The sequence below is a fragment of the Kitasatospora sp. NPDC041988 genome, assembly GCF_055588525.1.
In genome coordinates this window covers 319,676-336,423 of sequence record NZ_JBVJCO010000001.1, presented here as the reverse complement: position 1 = coordinate 336,423, position 16,748 = coordinate 319,676, and the positions used below count along the sequence as shown (strand labels likewise).

13 protein-coding genes are annotated in these 16,748 nt (G+C 71.4%); 3 read left to right on the top strand and 10 right to left on the bottom strand.

What is annotated here, in order from left to right:
• Nucleotides 1–31: 31 nt before the first annotated feature.
• The 5 genes from ACZ6NC_RS01365 to ACZ6NC_RS01345 all read right to left on the bottom strand — a co-directional run bounded on the left by ACZ6NC_RS01365 (nt 32) and on the right by ACZ6NC_RS01345 (nt 7,105).
• Complete coding sequence (locus ACZ6NC_RS01365) at nt 32–1,504, bottom strand: glycoside hydrolase family 10 protein (RefSeq protein ID WP_465727707.1); 1,473 nt, start codon at nt 1,502–1,504, stop codon at nt 32–34.
• Nucleotides 1,505–1,711: 207 nt separating this feature from the next.
• Nucleotides 1,712–4,099 carry a beta-xylosidase/alpha-l-arabinosidase gene (locus ACZ6NC_RS01360; protein WP_465727705.1) on the bottom strand — a complete coding sequence of 796 codons (2,388 nt, stop codon included), beginning with the start codon at nt 4,097–4,099 and terminating at the stop codon, nt 1,712–1,714.
• A complete protein-coding gene (locus ACZ6NC_RS01355; RefSeq protein WP_465727703.1) occupies nt 4,096–4,914 on the bottom strand; it encodes a carbohydrate ABC transporter permease in 819 nt (272 codons plus the stop codon). Before ACZ6NC_RS01355 ends, ACZ6NC_RS01360 begins: the two co-directional genes overlap by 4 nt.
• Nucleotides 4,914–5,849, bottom strand: a complete 936-nt coding sequence (locus tag ACZ6NC_RS01350) for a carbohydrate ABC transporter permease (protein WP_465727701.1) — start codon at nt 5,847–5,849, stop codon at nt 4,914–4,916. Before ACZ6NC_RS01350 ends, ACZ6NC_RS01355 begins: the two co-directional genes overlap by 1 nt.
• Before the next feature lie 11 nt (nt 5,850–5,860).
• The gene (locus tag ACZ6NC_RS01345) at nt 5,861–7,105 is read right to left on the bottom strand and encodes an ABC transporter substrate-binding protein (protein WP_465728301.1); all 1,245 of its coding nucleotides are present in this window, start codon (nt 7,103–7,105) and stop codon (nt 5,861–5,863) included.
• Nucleotides 7,106–7,313: 208 nt separating this feature from the next.
• On the opposite strand from ACZ6NC_RS01345, the gene ACZ6NC_RS01340 reads away from it, so the two are divergent.
• A complete protein-coding gene (locus tag ACZ6NC_RS01340; RefSeq protein WP_465727699.1) occupies nt 7,314–8,339 on the top strand; it encodes a LacI family DNA-binding transcriptional regulator in 1,026 nt (341 codons plus the stop codon).
• A gap of 282 nt (nt 8,340–8,621) precedes the next feature.
• Here the strand turns inward: ACZ6NC_RS01340 and ACZ6NC_RS01335 are convergent, their stop codons facing one another.
• Nucleotides 8,622–9,971 (bottom strand): extracellular catalytic domain type 1 short-chain-length polyhydroxyalkanoate depolymerase, encoded by a 1,350-nt coding sequence (locus ACZ6NC_RS01335; protein ID WP_465727697.1) that lies wholly within the window; start codon nt 9,969–9,971, stop codon nt 8,622–8,624.
• Between the two features lie 580 nt (nt 9,972–10,551).
• Here ACZ6NC_RS01335 and ACZ6NC_RS01330 point away from each other — a divergent pair.
• The gene (locus tag ACZ6NC_RS01330) at nt 10,552–11,985 is read left to right on the top strand and encodes a non-reducing end alpha-L-arabinofuranosidase family hydrolase (RefSeq protein WP_465727695.1); all 1,434 of its coding nucleotides are present in this window, start codon (nt 10,552–10,554) and stop codon (nt 11,983–11,985) included.
• Nucleotides 11,986–12,048: 63 nt separating this feature from the next.
• On the opposite strand, the gene ACZ6NC_RS01325 is transcribed toward ACZ6NC_RS01330, so the two are convergent.
• Nucleotides 12,049–12,465: a LacI family DNA-binding transcriptional regulator gene (locus ACZ6NC_RS01325; protein ID WP_465727693.1), complete on the bottom strand. Its 417-nt coding sequence runs from the start codon at nt 12,463–12,465 to the stop codon at nt 12,049–12,051.
• Between the two features lie 16 nt (nt 12,466–12,481).
• On the opposite strand from ACZ6NC_RS01325, the gene ACZ6NC_RS01320 reads away from it, so the two are divergent.
• Nucleotides 12,482–13,453 carry a glycoside hydrolase family 6 protein gene (locus ACZ6NC_RS01320; RefSeq protein WP_465727691.1) on the top strand — a complete coding sequence of 324 codons (972 nt, stop codon included), beginning with the start codon at nt 12,482–12,484 and terminating at the stop codon, nt 13,451–13,453.
• Between the two features lie 51 nt (nt 13,454–13,504).
• Here ACZ6NC_RS01320 and ACZ6NC_RS01315 read toward each other — a convergent pair whose 3' ends face one another.
• The 3 genes from ACZ6NC_RS01315 to ACZ6NC_RS01305 form a co-directional block, all read right to left on the bottom strand.
• A complete protein-coding gene (locus ACZ6NC_RS01315) occupies nt 13,505–14,548 on the bottom strand; it encodes a LacI family DNA-binding transcriptional regulator (RefSeq protein ID WP_465727689.1) in 1,044 nt (347 codons plus the stop codon).
• A gap of 65 nt (nt 14,549–14,613) precedes the next feature.
• Nucleotides 14,614–15,216 (bottom strand): non-reducing end alpha-L-arabinofuranosidase family hydrolase, encoded by a 603-nt coding sequence (locus ACZ6NC_RS01310; RefSeq protein WP_465727687.1) that lies wholly within the window; start codon nt 15,214–15,216, stop codon nt 14,614–14,616.
• 287 nt (nt 15,217–15,503) lie between these two features.
• Nucleotides 15,504–16,478 (bottom strand): glycoside hydrolase family 11 protein, encoded by a 975-nt coding sequence (locus ACZ6NC_RS01305; protein ID WP_465727685.1) that lies wholly within the window; start codon nt 16,476–16,478, stop codon nt 15,504–15,506.
• Between the last annotated feature and the right edge of the window lie 270 nt (nt 16,479–16,748).

The window sequence follows — 16,748 nt, the reverse complement described above, 5'->3', positions numbered from 1 at the left end:
GGGGTGTGGGGGCGTGCGGGTCCGGAGGGGCTCAGGCCGCGCTGCAGGTGACCCCGTTGAGGCTGAACTGGCCGGCGGGGCCGGCGTTGCCGGTGTGGGTGGCCTGGAAACCGAAGGAGACCGAGCCGCCGGGGGCGATGGTGCCGTTGTAGCCGAGGCTCCGGGCGGTGACCTGGCCGGCGGCGGGGCTGACCGTCGCGTTCCAGGCGCCGGTGATGGTCTGCCCAGCGGGCAGGGTGAAGGACAGTGCCCAGCCGTTGACGGCCCCGGAGCCGGTGTTGGTGACCGTCACGCTCTCGGTCAGGCCGGTGTTCCAGGCGTTGGGCTCGGCGGTCACCGCGCAGGCGGCGCCATCGGTCGGATGCGGGGTGGGAGTCGGGGTGGGGGTGGGAGTCGGAGTGCGGGTCGGGCTCGGCGACGGGTTCGAGGCGGAGCCTCCGAGGGCGTCGACGGAGGCGTGGTAGGCGGGCTTCGGCTGGTAGGCGTTGTCGTACATGGTGCCGGCTCCCTCGCCGGGGAAGGTGCCGGGGATCCACGAGTCGGCGTCGCCGACATCCCACTGGGTGAGGCCGACACAGCCCTTGACCGCCAGGCAGGTGGTGACCACGCTCGCGTAGTCGCGCGCCTGCTGGGCCAGCTTGCTGCCGTCCTGGGGCAGTTGCATCCGGTCGTCGAGCTCGGTGATGGCCACCTCCAGGCCGAGCGCGGTGAACCGCTCCAGGTTCGCCTTCAGGCTCGACGGAACCTGGCCGACGATGAAGTGGGCCTGGAAGCCGACGCCGTCCAGCGGGACGCCCTGGCTCTTCAGCGACTTCGCCAGGTTGTACATCGCGTCGCTCTTCGCGTTCAGTCCCTCGATGTTGTAGTCGTTCAGGTAGAGCTTGGCGCCCGGATCGGCGGCCCGGGCGGTGCGCAGCGCGTCGGCGACGTAGCTGCTGCCCATCGCACGGTGGAAGGGGTCGTCGCGGAAGGTGCCGTTCTCGTTGAAGGGCTCGTTCACCACGTCCCAGGAGTAGAGCTTGCCCTTGTAGTGGCCGGCCGTGGTGGTGATGTGGTTGCGCATCGCGGTCTGCACCTGGCTGCCCGGCAGGTTGTTCATCCAGGAGGGCAGTTGGCTGTGCCAGACCAGGGTGTGACCGCGCAGCTTCATCGCGTGGGCCTGGCCGAAGGCGACGATCCGGTCGCCGGGGCCGAAGTTGAAGCTGCCCGGCGAGGGCTCGACGGTCTCCCACTTCATCTCGTTGGTCGGGGTGAGCATGCCGAACTGGGTGCTCGCGACGCTGGTCAGGGCGGCGTTGTTCAGGTCGCCCTGACCGATGGCGGTGCCGAAGTAGATGCCCTTCGCCTCGGCGAGGGTGCGCAGACTGCCCGCCACCGCGCCGGCCTGGCCGGCGGGGAGGAGGGTGGCCGCGGCCACCACGGCGGCGGTGGCGGAGGCGGCCAGGGCGCCGAGGGCGCGGCGGGAGCGCCTCGGGTGGGGGGTGCGGAACGTGCGGACAGGCACCGGCGTGGTCCCTTCTCTTCTCGAGTGGGGAAAGAGCTGGACGTGCGGTGGAGCTGGGAGGGATCGGCCGGGCCACGACGCCCGGGTTCGAAACTTTCGATCGTAAGGCCGATCCGATCGGTGACCCTAGGGGTGACCCGGCGGCCCGTCAATACTCGGGACCGACGGTGTCGGCGTCACCCGGAGGGCGGCCACGGCGCGGGCCGGTCAGGCCAGGCCAGGCCAGGCCAGGCGGAATTCCGCGTGCAGGCGCCGGGTGTGGTCGACGACGCGGACCGGCCCGTCCAGGCGGACCGTGGCGGTCAGCCGGACGTCGGTGCTGGACGCGGCGATCCGCAGCTCCAGCTCTCCCGGCTCCACGACGCGGCGGCCGTCACGCCCCGTGAAGGAGGCGAGGTCGGCGGGGACGGTGATCCGGGCGCGGGTCCGCTTCCCCGGGTCGAGGCTGATCCGCTGGTACCCGATCAGCCGCTGCACCGGCTGGACCACGCTGGCGACGGGGTCGTGCAGGTAGAGCTGGACGGTCTCGCTGCCGCTGCGGTCCCCGGCGTTGCGCAGGGTGAAGGACAGTTCCACCGTCCCGTCCGTCGGGGCGACGGCCCGTTCCACCTCCAGGTCGGTCCAGCCGAAGGTGGTGTAGCCGATGCCGTGCCCAAATCCGAACGCGGGCGTCGGATCGGTGCTGGAGACCTCGCTCGGTCCGGCCAGGCGGGCCGCCAGGTAGGTCGAGGGCTGGACACCGGGCCGGGCCGGAATGCCGATGGGCAGCCGGCCCGAGGGGTTGGTCCGGCCGCTGAGCACGGCGCCGACCGCCTCGGCGCCGGCCTCGCCCGGGAAGAAGGCCTGCACGACGGCCGCCGCCTCGGTCACGGCGCGGCCGAGGGCGTAGGGCCGGCCGGCCAGCAGCACCGCTACGACCGGCGTGCCGGTGTCCAGCAGGGCGTCCAGCAGCTGCTGCTGGACGCCGGGCAGTTCGAGGGATTCGACGTCGCAGCCCTCGCCGCTGGTGCCGCGGCCGAACAGTCCGGCCCGGTCGCCGAGGGCGACGATCACCACGTCGGCCCACCCGGCCGCCTCCACGGCCTCGGCGAAGCCGGAGGTGTCGGCGCCGTCGATGTCGGCCCCGGGGACGGTCCGGATCTCGCCGCCGGGGAACTCCGTCGCCAACACCTGTCGCAGCGTGGGCAGTTCGATGCCGGCCGGGACCTCGGGGTGCTGGCTGCCGACGTGCACGGGGAAGGAGTAGCACCCGAGGACGGAGGTCGGGGTGTCGGCATTGGGGCCGATCAGCGCGATCCGGCGAGGCGCGCGCAGCGGCAGGGTGCCGTCGTTGGTCAGCAGGACGATCGCCCGTTCGGCGATCTCCCTGGCCAGGGCGCGGTTCTCCGCCTGGTCCAGGTCGATCGCCCCGCGCAGCGCCTGCGGGTCGTCGAGCCCGAGCCCGGCGAGCGCCGCGGGGACGGCGTCCCAGTCCTCGTCCAGCAGGCCGAGTCGGGCCTTCTGCGCCAGGACGCGGCGCAGTGCCCGGTCGACCAGCGCCTCGGGGACGGTGCCGTCCTCGACGGCGCGCAGCAGCGGCTCGCCGAAGGTCTTGACGGTGGGCAGTTCCACGTCGACGCCGCCGGCGAGGGCGAGTGCCGCGGCCTCGGCCCAGTCCCCGGCGACGCCGTGCAGCACTTTGAGGAAGGCGATGCCGAAGTAGTCGGCGACCACCGTCCCGTCGAAGCTCCAGGTGTCCCGGAGCAGTCCGGTCAGCAGCGCCTCGTCGGCGGCGGACGGGATGCCGTCGGTGTCGGTGTAGGCGTGCATGACGGAGCCTGGGCGGCCTTCGCGCACGGCCATCTCGAACGGCGGAAGGATCACGTCGGCGCGTTCGCGGGGGCCCATGCCGACGGGGGCGAGGTTGCGTCCGGCGCGCGAGGCGGAGTAGCCGGCGAAGTGCTTGAGGGTGGCGACGATGCCCGCGGACTCCAGGCCCTGGACATAGGCGGTGGCCACCGTGCCGACCAGGTAGGGGTCCTCGCCGATGGTCTCCTCGACCCGGCCCCAGCGGGCGTCGCGGACCACGTCGAGGACCGGGGCCAGGCCCTGGTGGACACCGACGGCGCGCATGTCGCGGCCGATCGCGGCGGCCATCCGCCGGATCAGCTCCGGGTCGAAGGTTGCGCCCCAGGAGAGCGGCACGGGGTAGGCAGTGGCGCCCCAGGCGGCGAAGCCGGCCAGGCACTCCTCGTGCGCGACGGCCGGTATGCCGAACCGGTTGGCGGCGGCGATGCGCTGCTGGCTGCGGGCGAGCGAGAGCGCGCCGAGCGCCGGGTCGACGGGGACGGTGCCGAAGGGGCGGGTCAGCTGGCCCAGCCCGGACGGCAGCAGGTCGTCGAGGTCGGGCGGTTCCTCCATGTCGTGCTGGTGCGGGGCGACCTCCCCGCCCTCGTCGGAGGCGCCGACCCAGACGCCGACGAGCTGGGCGAGCTTCTCCCGCGGCGTCATCTCGGCGATCAGGGCGTCCGCGCGCTCCTCGGGGCTGAGGGCGCGGTCGCGCCATCGAACGGTCCGGTCCGCGGACGGGGCGGCGAGGTTCAGGTGGCCGGTCATTTTCCTCCGACGCCCATCAGGCCCTGGATGAGGGCCCGCCGGGCGAACAGGTAGACGATGAAGATCGGGAGCATCGACAGCACGACGGCGCTGAGCAGGCCGGGCACGTCGACGCCGTGCTCGGTCTGGAAGTCGTACAGGCCGAGCGTGATGACCTTGGTGCTGTCCGACTGGGTGAGGATCAGCGGGAACAGGAAGCCGTTCCACGCCTGCAGGGCGGCGAAGACCACGACGGACGACAGGCCGCCCTTCGACAACGGCACCACCAGCTGCCAGAACACCCGCCAGGGGGTCGCGCCGTCCATGGCCATGGCCTCGTAGAGCTCGCCGGTGATGTCCCGCATGGCGCCCGTGAGGACCAGCGTGCACACCGGCAGGCAGAAGGCCGCGGTGGGCAGGATGACGCCGAGCAGGTTGTCGTACAGGCCGGCCTTGCTGATGACGTAGAACATCGGCACGATCACGGCCTGCGCCGGGATCGCCAGACCCAGCAGGAAGATCCGGAAGACCGTGGCGATGGTCCTGCCCCGGGCCCGCACGATCGCGTAGGCGAGCGGGGGCACGACCAGCAGCACGATCGCCACCACGCACACAGTGACCAGGAGGGTGTTGAGGAAGTCCCGGCCGAAGCCGTCGGAGAAGTCGTCGACGTAGTTCTGCACGGTCAGCTCGGAGGGGAAGGTGAGCGGCCCCTGCGAGGAGTAGTCGGCACGGGTGCGGAACGTCGAGATCAGCAGGACGTACAGGGGGAAGCCGACCAGCACGAGCCACAGCGACGAGCCGAGCCCGGCGAGGAGGTTGGGGCGCCGTCGCATCACAGTCCCTCCGTGGTGCCGCGCATCTTGTCGTAGCCGGACAGGCGCACGACGGCGAGCGAGATCAGGGTGGCCACCACCACGAGGACCAGGGCGACGGCCGAGCCCGCGCCGAAGTCGAAGCTCTTGAACGCCTGCCGGTACATGTAGAAGGCGCTGTTGGTGGTGTCGGTACCGGGGCCGCCCTGGGTGAGGATCAGGACGGTGTCGAAGGTGGTGAGGCCGCCGACCAGCATCAGGATCACCGAGGTGATCATGGTGTTGCGCAGTTGCGGCAGGGTGATGTGGAAGAACTGCCGCACCTTGCCCGCGCCGTCGATCGACGCCGCCTGGTAGAGCACCTGCGGGATCGCCCGGGCCCCGCCCTGGTACAGCAGGGCGTGCATCGGCGTCCACTGCCACATGCCGACGAAGGTGAGCACCGCGACGGCGCCGGCCTGGCTGCCCATCAGGTTGCCGTCGCCGAACAGCCACTCCAGCTGTGAGGGCACCCCGAAGTTCGGGTCCAGGATCGCGCGCCAGACCACGGAGACCGCGGTCGCGGACAGCAGCAGGGGGACGAAGAAGATCGCGGACAGCACGGCGCGGTTGCGCTGGTGGCCCGCCGCCCACACGCCGAGCAGGATGCTCACCGGGGTCTGCACGACCGCCCCGGCCACGGTCAGCACCAGGGTCAGCCGGATGCTCTGCGTCATCACCGGGTCATGCAGCAGCCCGGTCCAGTTGGCGAGGCCGTTGAACGTCGGGGCGTCGACGCCGTTCCAGCTGGTGAAGGAGAGCACCGCGACCAGTACCAGCGGCACGATCGCGAACAGCAGGAAGAAGACGGTCGCGGGCACCGCCCAGGCGAGGCCCGGACGGGTCACCCCGACCCCGGTCCGGGCCTCCGCCCGGAGGCGGCGGCCGGACCGGGAGGGGAAGGAGAGAGCACTCATCGCGACTCGTCTCAGGAGGCGGGGAGGGCCTGCATGGCCTTGACGAAGCCGTCCACGTCGAGCTTGCCGTCGAAGAACTGCTGGACGGCGGTGTGGATCGGCGTGTTGGCGGCCGGCGGGTACGCCTGGTCCCAGGACAGCTGGAACGACGGGGCGGCCTTGACCAGGTCGTACTGGTACTTCGAGTAGTCGGGGTTGGCCGCGGTGCCGAGGAACTGCTCGGTGTTGGTGGTGGTCGGCAGGTTGCCGATCGCCAGCTGCGCCTTCACGAACTCCTCGGAGTACATCAGCTTCAGGAAGGCGGCCGCCGCCTCTGGGTGCTTGCTCTTCTTCAGCACCGAGTAGAAGTTGTTCGTGTTGCCGACCACGTTGGCCGGGTCGCCCTTGCCACCGGGGATGCCGGGGAACGCGCCGTACCCGAGCCGGCTCTTGGCGAAGTCGGGGTTGGCGTCCTGCTGGGTGGCGTACTCCCACGACCCCATCAGCTCGAAGGCCGCCTTGCCCTTGGCCAGCAGCGCCGGGGAGCCGCCGTCGGTGAACTTGACCGAGTCGAAGTTCGGGCCGAAGGCGCCGGCGTCGACCAGCTGCTTGAGCATGCCCAGGGCCTTCTTCGCGTCCTCGCTCTCCCAGGCGCTCTTGTCGCCGGACAGCGCCTTCTGGAACAGCTCGGGGCCCGCGACGCGGTCGAAGACGTACTCGAACCACATCAGCGTCGGCCACTGGTCGCCGCCGCCGAGGGCGAAGGGGGTGATGCCCTTGGCCTTGAGCGTCTGGACGGCGCCCAGCAGCTCGTCCCAGGTCTTCGGGACACTCAGGCCGGTGTCGGCCAGCACCTTCTTGTTGTGGAAGAGCAGCACGGGCTGGGTGCCGCGCATCGGGATGCCGTAGGACTTGCCGTCGATCACCGCGGTGTTGAACACCGACGGCAGGAAGTTGCTCTTCAGCCCCGGGTCCGCGGCGATCATGTCGTCCAGCGGGAGCAGGAGGTCGGACTTCACGTAGGGCTGGATGCTGCCGCCGCCCCAGTTGAAGAAGACGTCCGGCGCCTGGGGCGTGTTGATGACGGTGTTGAGCTTGGCCTGGTAGTCCGCACCGGGGATGGTGTCCAGGACGGCCTTGACCTTCGACGTCTTGTTGAAGGTCTCGACGATCTGCTTCTCGACCTTGTTGCTGGCGTCCCCGTAGGCCAGCACGTGGATCGTGCCGGAGTCCCCGCCGCCGGCGGCGGAGGAGCCGGCGCTGCCGCACGCGCTCATCCCGAGCAGGGCCGACGTCAGACCGAGTGCCACAGCTAAAGCGCGTTTCTTCACAGGACTCTCCAGAAAATTTCGGGCCACACGTCGAAAACTTCGCTTGCCCGGGACGGTAAGTTGCGAGGATGTTTCGGGTCAACCCCTCCTGCCGAGGGTTACGGAAGCGTGACGAGCCGCCTGCGCGGCATCGCCCGTGACCTATGCTGGGCCCATGGACAAGGGCGATGAGCTGGGACGAGTCACCCTCGCGGACATCGCGAGCGAGGCCGAGGTCTCCGTTTCGACGGTTTCGAAGGTTCTCAACGGCCGTGCCGACGTCTCGGCCGCCACCCGGAACCGTGTCGAACGGGTCCTGCGCGCGCACGACTACCAGCGCACCGCCCGCACCACCGGCGAGGCACCCCTCGTCGAGATCGTCTTCCACGAGCTCGACAGCCTCTGGGCGATGGAACTCCTGCGCGGCGTCGAAACCGTGGCGGCCGAACACGGGGCGGCCACCGTGGTCACCCACAGCGGTTCGCGCCACGCCCCGGGGCCGGAGTGGATCGAGGCCGTGCTGCGCCGGCGCCCCCTCGGCGTCGTGCTGGTCATCTCCAGCCTGCCGCCCGGGCTCAAGCGCCAACTGCGCGCGCGCTCCATCCCGTTCGTGATCATCGACCCGGCGGGCAACCCCGATCCGGACGTGCCCTCCGTGGGCTCGGCCAACTGGGCCGGCGGTCTCGCCGCCACCCGGCACCTGATCGAACTCGGCCACCAGCGCATCGCCATCGTCACCGGCCCCAAGGACATGCTCTGCTCCCTGGCCCGGCTGGACGGCTACCGCTCCGCGATGTCCATGGCCGGGCTCGGCACCACTCCCGAGCTGACGGCCTTCGGCGACTTCCACGCCGAGGGTGGACTCGCCCAGGCCAAGCGGCTGTTGGAGCTTCCCGACCGCCCCACCGCGATCTTCGCCGGCAGCGACCTGCAGGCACTCGGCGTGATGGAGGCCGCCCGGGTCCGCGGCCTGCGCGTGCCCGAGGACCTGTCCGTCGTGGGCTACGACGACCTGGACATCGCGAAGTGGACCAGCCCAGCGCTGACCACCGTCCGCCAGCCCCTGCGCGAGATGGCCGAACAGGCGACCCGGCTGGTCCTCGCGCTGCGCACCGGAGAGGCACCACCGGTCTCGACCCGCCTCGAACTGTCGACGTCCCTGGTGGTGCGCTCCAGCACGGTGGCACCCGGCCGGCCCTGAACGGAGCAGCACCGGGACGCCCCTGGCCAGGGCCGTCCCGGTGTCCGGCGAGCCGCTCCCGACGGCCGCCGGGCCCCGGGAGCGGCTCGAAACCGCCGAGACCCACGCAGCCGTCAAAACCCTCGAAGCCCTCGACGGCCCGTGGCGTCACCTGGTGGCCACGCGCTCCGTCCCGGTCCCCCGGTCACCCGGCCACCCGCTCGCCGGAGACGCCGGAGACCCCGGAGGCACTCGGCGCATCGGCCGCCCCTCCGGGCGGCCGGGACCGGTGCCCACCCGTTCTCATCCGAAGGTCCACTGCTGGTTCCGGCCGCCGCTGCAGGTCCACAACTGGACCGGGGTGCCGTCGGTGGTGGCCAGACCGGCCACGTCCAGGCAGAGTCCCGACTGCGCCCCGGTGATGGTGCCGTCGGAGCTCAGCTGCCACTGCTGGTTGGCCTGGCCGCTGCAGGCCCAGACGATGGCGCTGGTGCCGGGCGTGGTGCCGCGCCCGGCGGCGTCCAGGCACAGCGTGCTGCCGCCCACGGTTACGGTCAGCTGGCCGGCGGAGGTCCTGGTCCAGGTCTGGTTGGCGGCACCGGTGCAGGCGTAGATCTGCTGCTGCTTCCCCGACGCGGTGCTCGCATCCGTCAGGCACTTGCCGGCGTCCACCGCGCGCAGCGCGCCGGTCGTGCCGCCACCGGAGGACCCCGCAGCGAGGCCCATGAAGCGGATCGCCTCGGCGGCCATCGTGGAGCCCTTGACCGGTAGTTCGTGCCCGGCACCGGCGAGGCTGTACGCCTCCACCTGGGTGGCGCCGGCGCCGTTGTCGTACCGGGTGCGGGTCCAGTTGGCGACCGGGCTGTCCGTGGCCGACGGGGTCTGGCTCACGCCCAGGACGTCGGTCCACTGCTTGACCTCCTCGCCGAGGTTGTTGTGGCTCAGGATGGTGTCGGCGGTTCCGTGCCACAGCTGCACGCGCGGACGCGGCCCGGTGTAGCCGGGATAGCCGGTGTTGCGCACCAGGCTCCCCCACTGCTGCGGGGTCTTGGAGGTCTGGCCCTGGGCGCAGGCCGAGTTCCAGCCGCGGACCGAGCCGGTGTAGAAGCAGTGGTAGGGCACTCCCATGAACGCCGCGCCTGCCTTGAACACGTCCGGGTAGTCGGCGAGCATCACGTTCGTCATCATCCCTCCCGACGACTGCCCGGTCACGTACACGGCGTTGGCGTTGCCGCCGTAGTGCTGCTCCGTGTAGGTGATCATCGACATCAGGCCGACCGGGTCGCTGCCGCCGTTGCGGGTCAGCGCCTGGTCGGAGGAGACGTCCCAGCAGCTCCCGCCGGGGTTGGTCGAGGGGTAGATGACGAGGAACCCGTACCGGTCGGCCAGCGACGCGAAGTCGGTGCTCGAGTACAGGTAGGGGCCGCTCCCCTGACACCCGTGCAACGCCAGCAGGATCGGCGGGTTGGCCTTGACGCTCGCCGGCACGTACAGGTTCATCACCAACCCGGTCGGATTGGTGCCGAAGTTCGTGATCTGGGTCAGCGACGCCGCGGCCGTCCGGGGGGCGGTCTGCAGACTCAGGCCCATCGCGAGGCAGAGCACGGCGATGACGCCGAGCAGCCGGGCGACGAGCGGGCGGGATCGGGGCATGGGACCTCTCCGTCTGGATTGCCAGATCGCGAGGAGGTTCCCGCGCCCACCGCGGAACAACACCACCGATGGTCGCGCCGGTCCACCCCTGCCGTCAACGGCCCCCGCACAGGGCGCGTGCCGGAGGACCTGGGTGTCCGTGGCCGGGAACGGTCCGGCGTGGCCTGTCAACGCCGTTTCCTGCTCGTGGTGTTGACAACCCGCACGAGGTTGCTGGAGATTTCCCCCTGGCAGTCCCAGGTTTCTGCCAGGTAAATTGTGAACGCTAACAGACGTGTCCGAGGATCCGGCGCCCACCTATCCCCTCGCCGTCCCGCACGCACCGCACTCCTTGCCCCGTCCGCCCGGAACGCCCTGACGACGCGTGCGCTCGCACGGTCCCCGATGCACGGTTCCTGCCCCCACCCCGCACGCGGCCTTCCCGGACGTGAGCGCCGGAGCGACGCCCCGCTCCGGCGCGACGTGACGCACAGCCACGTCAGGTCCGAGGACGGCGGTTCGGGTGAGGAGCCGTGTCCGGCGAGCGGCCGTCGCGGCGGTGTGCGGCGGCCCCGTCCGTCCACCGAGAGAGAGGCCCCCCATGCACAGCCGCAATCCCAGTCGCAAGAAGCTGTCCGCACTGCTCGCCACCACGGCCGCGGCCGCGGTGGCGCTGTCGGCGACGCTCGTCGCCGGCCCGGCCCAGGCGGCCACCACCGGTGCCCTGCGCGGGGTCGGCTCCGGCCGCTGTCTCGACGTGTCGAACGCCAGCCGGTCCGACGGTGCCGGCGTGCAGATCTACGACTGCTCGGGCGGTGCCAACCAGCAGTGGACGTCGACGTCCGCCAACCAGCTGACGGTGTACGGCGGCAAGTGCCTGGACGTTCCGAACCACGCCACCACCGCCGGCACCAAGGTGCAGATCTGGTCCTGCAGCGGCGGGGCCAACCAGCAGTGGCGGGTGAACGCCGACGGCACGGTCGTCGGCGTCGAGTCCGGGCTCTGCCTGGACGCCGACGGCGCGGGGACGGCCAACGGCACGGCGGTCCAGCTCTGGACGTGCACCGGCGGCAGCAACCAGAAGTGGACCGGCCTGTCCGGGACGACCCCGACGCCCACGCCGACGGGCGGCTCGTGTGCGCTGCCGTCGACGTACCGGTGGTCGTCCACGGGTGCGCTGGCGCAGCCGGCGAACGGCTGGGGCGCGCTGAAGGACTTCACGGACGTGGTGTACAACGGCAAGCACCTGGTCTACGCGTCGAACGTGTCGGGTTCCTCGTACGGCTCGATGGCGTTCGCCCCGTTCACCAACTGGTCGGACATGGCCTCCGCCGGCCAGGTCGGGATGAACCAGAACGCGGTCGCCCCCACCCTGTTCTACTTCGCGCCCAAGAAGATCTGGGTCCTCGCCTACCAGTGGGGCCAGTGGCCCTTCATCTACCGCACCTCCAGCGACCCAACCAACCCCAACGGCTGGTCCGCCCCCCAACCGCTGTTCACCGGCGGCATCCCCGGCGCCGCCCCGATCGACCAGACCCTCATCGCCGACGACCAGAACATGTACCTGTTCTTCGCCGGCGACAACGGCAGCATCTACCGGGCGAGCATGCCCATCGGGAACTTCCCCGGCAACTTCGGCTCCTCCTACACGACCGTCATGACCGACACCGTCAAGAACCTCTTCGAGGCACCCCAGGTCTACAAGGTCAAGGACCACAACCAGTACCTCATGATCGTCGAAGCCCGCGGCGCCAGCGAACAGCGCTACTTCCGCTCCTTCACCGCCACCAGCCTCAACGGCACCTGGACCCCCCAGGCCGCCACCGAGAACAACCCCTTCGCCGGCAAGGCCAACAGCAGCGCCACCTGGACCAACGACATCAGCCACGGCGACCTCGTCCGCAACAACCCCGACCAGACCATGACCATCGACCCCTGCAACCTCCAACTCCTCTACCAGGGCAAGTCCCCCAACGCCACCGGCCCCTACGACCAACTCCCCTGGCGCCCCGCCCTCCTCACCCTCCAGCACTGACCGAGACGAGACCGCACCACCGGCCAGGCCGGGCCGACACGGCCACCGGGACGCCCCCGACCGTCAGGACGACCCGTCGGGGGCGGACTCCCGCACGACCAGGCGGGTCGGCAGGATCAGCGGGCTCGGGTCCCGCCCCTCGACGGCGCCAACCAGCATCCGGGCCATCTCCTGCCCCAGCGCCCGCACCGGCTGGTGGATGGTGGTCAGTGGCGGGCTGGAGTGCCGGGCACTCGCCAGATCGTTGAACCCGATCACGGCGACGTCCTCCGGCACCCGGAGCCCGTGCTGCCGCAAGGTCCGCAGGGCACCGATCGCCGTGGCGTCGGAAGCGGCGAACACCGCGTCCGGGTCGCGGTGTTCGCGGAGCAGCCGCTCCATCGCCTCCGCGCCGCCGTCCTCGGTGAAGTAACCGGGCTCGACCCCGAGCAGCGGTACGCCGGCCAGCGCCAGCCCCTCTGCGAAGCCCTGCGGCCCCACCCCCGGAGGAAGAACCGTGCGCAGCTCCGTCCGCACCGCAGCCGCCCTGCTGGCGAGTGCCCTCACCGCCGCCCTCGCCGTCGTCAACGCCGGCCCGGCCCATGCCGCCGACCCCGCCGGCATGACCAGCGGCTTCTACACCGACCCCGACAACTCGGCACTGCGCTGGGCCGACGCCAACCCGGGCGACGGCCGCGCCGGCGCGATCCGGTCCTCCGTCGGCAACACGCCGGCCGGCCGCTGGTTCGGCAACTGGAGCGGAGACATCGGCGCGGCCGCCGGCGCCTATGTCGGCCGCGCCGACTCCGCCGACAAGCTGCCGATCCTGGTCGCCTACAACATTCCCAACCGGGACGTCTGCGCCGGCCAGTCCGGTGGCGGCGCGGGCAGCCGGGCCGCCTACGACAGCTGGATCGCGGCCTTCGCGAGCGGCATCGGCAGCCGGCCGGCCCTCGTCGTCCTGGAACCCGACGCCCTCGGCCACGAGAGCTGCATGACGTCCGCCCAGGTCGCCGAGCGCAACGCCATGCTGAAGAACGCCATCGCCCAGTTCAAGGCCAAGGCCCCCAACACCTGGGTCTACCTCGACGCCGGGAACCCCGGCTGGATCGCCGCCCCGGCCATGGCGCAGCAGCTGGCCGCCGCCGGTGTCAGCGGAGCTCACGGCTTCTCGCTGAACGTCTCCAACTACTTCGCCACCGGCCAGAACACCTCCTACGGCAACGCCGTCAACGCCGCCCTGAGCTCCTTCGGCTACACCAAGCCCTTCGTGGTCGACACCAGCCGCAACGGCAACGGCTCGAACGGCGAGTGGTGCAACCCGGCCGGCCGCCGGATCGGCACCCCCACGCAGCGCGGCGGCGGTGCCGAGATGCTGCTCTGGATCAAGATCCCCGGGGAGTCCGACGGAAACTGCGGCGTCGGCGGCGGCTCCTCGGCCGGACAGTTCCTGCCGGAGGTCGGCTACAAGATGATCTACGGCTACTGAAGCTCCCGCCCGGGCCGCGACCGGCACCGGCCCTGCCCGCGCTCCCGGCGGTCACCCTGCCTCCGGCGACCCGTCGCCGACCGGCCCGGCCGCCTCCCGCGGCGGAGCGGTGCTGCTGCGCTCGACCAGGGTGGTGGCCAGGTCCACCCGCAGGGCGGCGGGCCTGGCCCCCCGTCCGAGGTCGATGACCAGGCGGGCCGCGACCTCGGCCATCTCGGTCAGCGGCTGGCGGACGGTCGTCAGCGGCGGACCGACCCAGCGGGCCAGCGGCAGATCGTCGAAGCCGACGACGCTGAGGTCCTCGGGGACGCGCAGCCCCAGCTCCCGGGCGGCCTCGTAGAGCCCGAGGGCCTGGAGGTCGTTACCCGCGAACACCGCCGTCGGCCGGTCCGGTCGCCCGAGCAGTTCGAGCCCGATCCGACGGCCCGCCTCGTGGTGGAAGTCCCCCTCGCGGACCAGCTCCGGGTCGTACGCGATTCCCGCCATGTCCAGCGCCGCCCGGTACCCGTCGGCCCGGGCCCGGCTGCACATCATCCGGGCCGGCCCGCCGATGAGGCTGATCCGGCGGTGACCGAGGTCGAGCAGGTGCCGGGTGGCCGCCAGGCCGCCGTCCCAGTTGGTGGTGCCGACCGCCGGCACCTGCCGGCCCGGGTCGCCCGCCGGGTCCAGCACCACGAAGGGGATGCCGCGGCCCGTCAGCTGGTCCTGCTGAGCGCGCTCCAGGCCGGACAGCACCAGCAGGGCACCGGTCGGCCGGCGGGCGAGCACCCCGTCCACCCAGGACTGACCAGGCGTGGGCCGGCCGGCGGACTCGGACAGCACGATGCTCAGGCCCTCCTCGCGCGCCACGTTCTCGACGCCGCGGATCACCTCCGTCGCCCAGGAGCTGTCCAACTCGTGAAAGACCAGGTCGAGCAGCGGGCTCGTCCGGCTGTCGCCGCCCCGCCGGCGGTAACCGTGCCGGCGCAGCAGCTTCTCCACCCGCTCGCGGGTGGCCGGGGCGACGTCGGCCCGGCCGTTCAGGACCTTCGAGACGGTCGGTGCCGAGACGCCCGCCTCCTGCGCGATCTCGGCCAGGGTCGCCACTCTTGTCACCAGGTCCTCCTGCACGCCCCGCCGGGCGAACTCCGCTGCTGTGATCCGGCCGTACGGGACGGATGCTAACCGCTCGGCCTCGCGGGACGAACCCCGCCGGAGCCCTCGGCCGGCGCGAACGGCACAGCCGGCTCTTCCGCGGCCTGCGGACCGGCCGGCACGGCGTTCGCCCGTCGGTGCCGAACCGACCGCGCCACCGGCCGCTGGGGTGGCCGGTGGCACGGGGTCCTCGGAGAGGCGGGGAGGCGGGAACGGATCAGCAGGTGCTGTTGGTCTGGGTCAGCAGGCCCATCCGGTAGGGGAGTTCGATGTAGGGGGGGTCTGCCAGGGGTGGTGGGGTCGACGTCCTGGTAGACGTACTGGAGCTTGCAGGGGTTGACGGTGAGGGTCTGGCCGTTGGAGGCGCGGACCAGCTCCCCGTGGCTGAAGTCCTGGGTCCAGGCGGTGCCGTTGAAGGTGACGTTGCTCCGGCAGGCGAAGGGCTCGCTCTCGGTGGCCGCCAGCGGGGTCCAGGTGCCGGTCAGGCTGGTGGAGGTCCAGGACCGGAAGTAGCGGCGGCCGTTGGCGCCGACGGCCTCGACGACCATCAGGTACGCCTGGGACCAGTCGGAGAAGCCGAACTGCTCCAGGGACCAACCGCCGGACTTGCTCGCGGTCGTCGCGTACACGATCCACTTGTCGTTGCACGGATGACGGAGAAGTCCTTGTGAGCGCCAACAATCAGAATCTTGATCATCCGGCGTGTGCAGCGAGAAAGCACGGGTGCCGATCGGCCGTCAAGTGCTCCCGCAGGACCGGACCCGCACCGCGAACCGGCTCACCGGCGGGCCGGCCGTGCCGGTGCGCCCCGGCCGCGAGGGGCGCACCGGCACTCCCCCGGACGCCGCCGCCGGGCGAGGGCCGCGGAGACGGTCAGTCGGGGCAGTGCCGGGGGGAGGCGGTCAGCCGGGGCGCGTCAGGCCGCGGCGCAGGTGACGGTGGGCCAGGTCCAGTTGCCGTTCGGCTGGATCGTCACCCCGAAGGTGTTCCCGTTGCCGTTGGGCTTGGCCACCAGGACCTGCGAACTCGGGAAACCCGCGGCGGTGTTCCAGGTCGACAGGACCTTGGCCGGCGACGGCACGTTCATCGTCACCGTCCAGTTGCTCGCGCCGCTCACCGCGACGTCGAGGTTGTAGCGGTCGCTCCACGACTGACCGGCCGACAGCGTCGCCGCGCAACCGGCGCCACCGCCGCCCGTGCCGGCGGCGTCGACCGTGATGTCGGAGCTGCCACTGCTCCGGTAACCCTCGGTCGCCAGGATCATGTAGTTCATGGTGCCGAGCGGCATCCCGGCCCGGGCCCAGGCGTCGAAGTGGTTGCCGGTGGTGATGGTGCCCCCGGTCCGCTTCGTCTGCCGCACGCTCCAGTACTGGTTAAAGGTCTTGATCCCCTCGATCGAGGGGGCGTTGTACCTGGTGGTCTCGTAGATGTCGTACGTGCCGCCGTCGCTGGTCACGGCGCCCTTGAAGGTGCCGGTGGGCCGGTAGGTCCCCCAGTTGTCGACGATGTAGTACTCGACCAGCGGGTTGGTGGACCAGCCGTAGAGCGACAGGTAGGCGTTCCCCGAGGGGTTGAAGCTTCCCGAGTAGTTCACCGCCCGGCGCCCCCCGGTGGCCCAGCCCTTGCCGGCCACGAAGTTGCCGGTGTTGCTCCACCGGGTGCCGTAACGGCCCCCGGAACTCAGGTTCATGGAGACCGATCCGGGGCTGTCGGTCCAGAACGAGTAGTAGTAGCCGCTGTCCGTACCGGTCCGGTTGGACGTGACCACGGTGTCCGCCCGGGCGGTGGCCGGCAGCACCAGGGCGACCACGAGGGCCAGCACGGCGGCGCACGTGCTCCTGACGAGCCGCCGGGGGCCGCCCGGGTCGCTGATCCGAGCCAGCGTGTCCATGCGCCAACTCCTCTCATCAGTGGGTGGGTTGGAACGAGGTGGTCGAACAGTGCGCCCGCCCGTCATCCACTGTCAATACATTCGACATGTTCACCGAAAGATTCGGCGCCCCCGGGACCGCCCTGGCGGCACGGATCCCCAGGTCAACGGCGCTACGGCCGCGGGGGGGGGGGGGGGGGGGGGGAAAAAGGGGGGAGCTCCCCCCAGAACGGGGAAGAACGACGGAAAACGCTCGGCCCGCAACAACAGCCAAGAGATCCCCCCGAGAAA